This is a genomic window from Kitasatospora sp. NPDC091257 (genome assembly GCF_044757675.1).
GTDB classification, from domain to species: domain Bacteria; phylum Actinomycetota; class Actinomycetes; order Streptomycetales; family Streptomycetaceae; genus Kitasatospora; species Kitasatospora lactacystinica.
Window position 1 is genome coordinate 1 of sequence record NZ_JBIVVI010000928.1, and the last position, 3,724, is coordinate 3,724.

Annotated in this window: 4 protein-coding genes; 3 read left to right on the forward strand and 1 reads right to left on the reverse strand. The window is 71.5% G+C overall.

Annotation, left to right across the window (positions count from 1 at the left end; genetic code table 11):
• The first annotated feature begins 329 nt into the window (after positions 1 to 329).
• The 3 genes from ACIQOV_RS32190 (at position 330) to ACIQOV_RS32200 (ending at position 2,962) form a co-directional block, all read left to right on the forward strand.
• Positions 330 to 533: a cold-shock protein gene (locus ACIQOV_RS32190; RefSeq protein ID WP_030918248.1), complete on the forward strand. Its 204-nt coding sequence runs from the start codon at positions 330 to 332 to the stop codon at positions 531 to 533.
• 365 nt (positions 534 to 898) lie between these two features.
• A complete protein-coding gene (locus ACIQOV_RS32195) occupies positions 899 to 2,422 on the forward strand; it encodes a DEAD/DEAH box helicase (RefSeq protein WP_401054231.1) in 1,524 nt (507 codons plus the stop codon).
• A 159-nt stretch (positions 2,423 to 2,581) separates the two neighbouring features.
• On the forward strand, positions 2,582 to 2,962 hold the full coding sequence (locus tag ACIQOV_RS32200; RefSeq protein WP_401054233.1) for a CBS domain-containing protein: 381 nt from the start codon (positions 2,582 to 2,584) through the stop codon (positions 2,960 to 2,962).
• Positions 2,963 to 3,247: 285 nt separating this feature from the next.
• Here the strand turns inward: ACIQOV_RS32200 and ACIQOV_RS32205 are convergent, their stop codons facing one another.
• Positions 3,248 to 3,529: a MerR family transcriptional regulator gene (locus ACIQOV_RS32205; protein ID WP_401054235.1), complete on the reverse strand. Its 282-nt coding sequence runs from the start codon at positions 3,527 to 3,529 to the stop codon at positions 3,248 to 3,250.
• Positions 3,530 to 3,724: the final 195 nt, after the last annotated feature.

Below are 3,724 nucleotides of genomic sequence, written 5' to 3' on the forward strand. Positions count from 1 at the left end.
CCCCTCCCTGGCGTCGGCGGCGCCGACAGGGCGGGAGGCATGCTCAACGAGGCTGCTCTCCATGTGTGTTGATGGTCCCGGTGCCTCGCGATCGGCGGCCCCGGGGAGGGGCCTCGCGGAACCGGGGGTGCAATATCCGCCCGTGGCGGGCTGGGGCCTGCTAGAGTCGTTGTAGTTGCAGTAGTGGTTCCCATGAACTTTGTGTGCGCCTGCTGATGTATCGCAGGCGCCTTTTTGTTTCCCGGCTCTTCCCCGGGTGGGTGCTCATCGCGGCGACTCGAAGCGCGCGCTGTGCGTGCTTCGGACAGCCCCTTGAAGGAGATTTCTTTATGGCTAATGGCACTGTGAAGTGGTTCAACGCGGAAAAGGGCTTCGGCTTCATCGAGCAGGAGGGTGGCGGTCCTGACGTGTTCGCCCACTACTCGAACATCAACGCCAACGGCTTCCGCGAGCTGCTCGAGGGCCAGAAGGTCGAGTTCGACGTCACGCAGGGCCAGAAGGGCCCGCAGGCCGAGAACATTCGTCCGCTGTAGTTTCTGCCACGGCACCCGCCTGGTAGCGAGGGGCCCGCACCGCGTACATGATGCCCGGTGCGGGCCCCTCGGCATTGCTCCACCACGCATTCCCCGGCCGTTCAGGCCCCCTGGCTCCGCCACCGGCGGCCATCCCCACGCGAGACGCCCGGCGCCGCGTCCGGATCGGCGCCCTGCCGTGACATCCCACGGTTCGAGGATCTTCGCTCCCGCCCTCCGCGGTGAGCGTCGACCTGAGGTGACGTGCCGCACGGTTTCACCGTCCACGCCCCGCTCTTCACGCTTCGGCCCGTTCCTTGCGGCTTCCTGCCGGCGCCTCGCGCTGCGGAGCCTCCTTGCGACGTGCCGTCCCAGGAAGGTTTCGCATGAACCGCTCCAGTCGCTCCTCGTACCAGAACGCCTCCTCCCGCTCCTCGGCCTCCTCCCGCTCCGGCGGCAGCACCTTCTACGGTGACCGGCCCTCCGGGGGCCGGAGCTCCCGTCAGGGCTCCTCCGCTCAGGGCGAGTTCGCGATGCCGGTGAGCACCACCCCGGCACTCCCGGCCGTCGAGGCGTTCGCCGAACTGGACATGCCCAAGGCCCTGCTGTCGGTGCTGACCCGGCAGGGTGTCACGGCGCCGTTCCCGATCCAGGCCGCGACGCTGCCGAACTCGCTGGCCGGCCGTGACGTCCTCGGACGTGGCCGTACCGGCTCCGGCAAGACCATCGCGTTCGGTCTCGCCGTGCTGGCCAGGACCGCCGGGCAGAAGGCCGAGCCGCGCCGGCCGCTGGCCCTGGTGCTGGTTCCCACCCGTGAGCTCGCGCAGCAGGTCACCGATGCCCTCACCCCGTTCGCCCACGCGGTTCGGCTGCGGATGGCGACGGTGGTGGGCGGAATGTCGATCGGCCGCCAGACGCAGGCGCTGAACCGGGGTGCGGAGGTCGTGGTGGCCACCCCCGGCCGGCTCAAGGACCTGATCCAGCGGGGCGACTGCCAGCTGGACGGGGTCGGCATCACGGTGCTCGACGAGGCCGACCAGATGGCCGACCTGGGCTTCCTGCCGCAGGTCACCGAACTCCTCGCCCAGGTCGCCGAGGGCTGCCAGACGATGCTGTTCTCCGCGACCCTGGACCGCAACGTCGACCGCCTGGTGCGGCGCTTCCTGAAGGATCCGGTCACGCACTCGGTTGACCCGTCGGCGGGTGCGGTCAGCACCATGGAGCACCACGTGCTGCACGTGCAGAACTTCGACAAGAACGCCACGATCGCCCACATCGCCTCCCGTGACGGCGGGGTGATCATGTTCATCGACACCAAGCACGGCGCGGACCGCCTGGTGGAGGACCTCCTCGCGAACGGGGTCAAGGCCGCGGCCCTGCACGGCGGCAAGTCCCAGCCCCAGCGCACCCGCACCCTGGAGCAGTTCCGCAACGGCCAGGTCACCGCGCTGATCGCGACCAACGTCGCCGCGCGCGGCATCCACGTCGACGGGCTCGACCTGGTCGTCAACCTGGACCCGCCCAGCGACCACAAGGACTACCTGCACCGCGGCGGGCGCACCGCCCGCGCGGGGGAGTCCGGCACCGTCGTCACGCTGGTGCTGCCCAACCAGCGCCGCGAGATGGCCCGCATGATGACCACGGCCGCCATCACCCCCGTCACCACCCGGGTCAGCGCCGGCGACGAGGAACTGGCCCGCATCACCGGCGCCCGCGTGCCCACCGGTATCCCCACGGTGATCGCCGCCCCCGTCGTCGAACGCCCCCGCCGCAGCGCGTCCACGAGCCGCGGCCGCCGCAGCCGCCCCGCCTACGCGGGAGCCGACGCCCGCGCAACCGCCACGGGCCGCGACAACCAGGGCTCCTCCGGCCGCCGCCGGGCACCCCGCCGCGTCGCCCTCTCCGCCTAGCGCGTACGTGGGGGCCCGGACTGCCGCCGCAGTCCGGGCCCCCACCACTCACCAAGCGGAGAGCAGTCTCGGCCCGCTCCGGCGCACCCGCCGGCCGTTCCACCGCCAGTGCCCTGACTACCGCCGGTCCCGGCGGTGGAGACGCGAAGGAGTCTGCCCATGACCATCACCCTCGAATGCCCCGCGACCACCGCCACGGTCGGCGACCTCATGAAATGCCCGGAGCTGCAGATCAGCGACGACGTCATGGTCGACATGGCGATGGACATCCTGCAGAGCTCCGGTGCCGACCACCTCCTGGTCCGCGACGACGACGGCCGCTGCGCGGGGTTGCTGACCCGCCTGCACCTGGCGCCGTTCCAGACCCGCTCCCGGTCCACCGAGCGCACCCCGGTGCGCGACATAGTCCTCGACCGGGCCCCGTTCGCCACCGCCGACATGCCCGCCGCCACCGCGGCCGCCGCCATGCGTTCCCGCGGCCTGGCCGTGTGGCCGGTGGTGGACCACGACGGCCACGCCATCGGCCTGCTCCGTTTCTAGGCCCGGCGCGTCGGCGCCGACGCGCCGGCCATCGCGGTATCCGCCCGCAGCGCGCTTCGCCCCTACCGGCGGATGCGCCGGGCCGGTGCGGCCTCACGCGAACCTGGAATCCCCCCGCGCGGAAGCGGTCTGCGTGGTCCGCGCCGTGAGGCAGGGTGTCGGGCGGCCGGGCCGGTGGAGAACGGTCGGCCGGCGAACCGGAACCGAGGGGCTCGTGTCCCGGGCGGCCTGCGGTGGGCACCTGCTGCTCACCGCGGGCCGGTTTCGTCGGCCTGGATGGCTGGGTCAGGTGTCGGCGGCGGGTTCCTGGCCGTGTTGGGAGTGGCGGAGCTGCTCGTTGATGCGCAGGGCTTCCTCGAGTTGGTCTTCGAGGATGATGATGCGGCAGGCGGCGTCGATGGCGGTGCCCTGGTCGACGAGGTCGCGGGCGCGCATCGCGATCCGAAGCTGGTAGCGGGAGTAGCGGCGGTGGCCGCCGTCGGAGCGCAGGGGGGTGATGAGGCCCTGCTCGCCGAGCGAGCGCAGGAAGCCGGGGGTGGTGCCGGTCATCTCGGCGGCGCGGCCCATGGTGTAGGCGGGGTAGTCGTCATCGTCGAACGAGCTGACGGCGTCGGGGGTGTGGGGTCGGATGGTTGCCGTGGTCACTGCACCTCTTCTTGTTGTTCTGTCCGGTCATCTCGGCGGCGCGGCCCATGGTGTAGGCGGGGTAGTCGTCATCGTCGAACGAGCTGACGGCGTCGGGGGTGTGGGGTCGGATGGTTG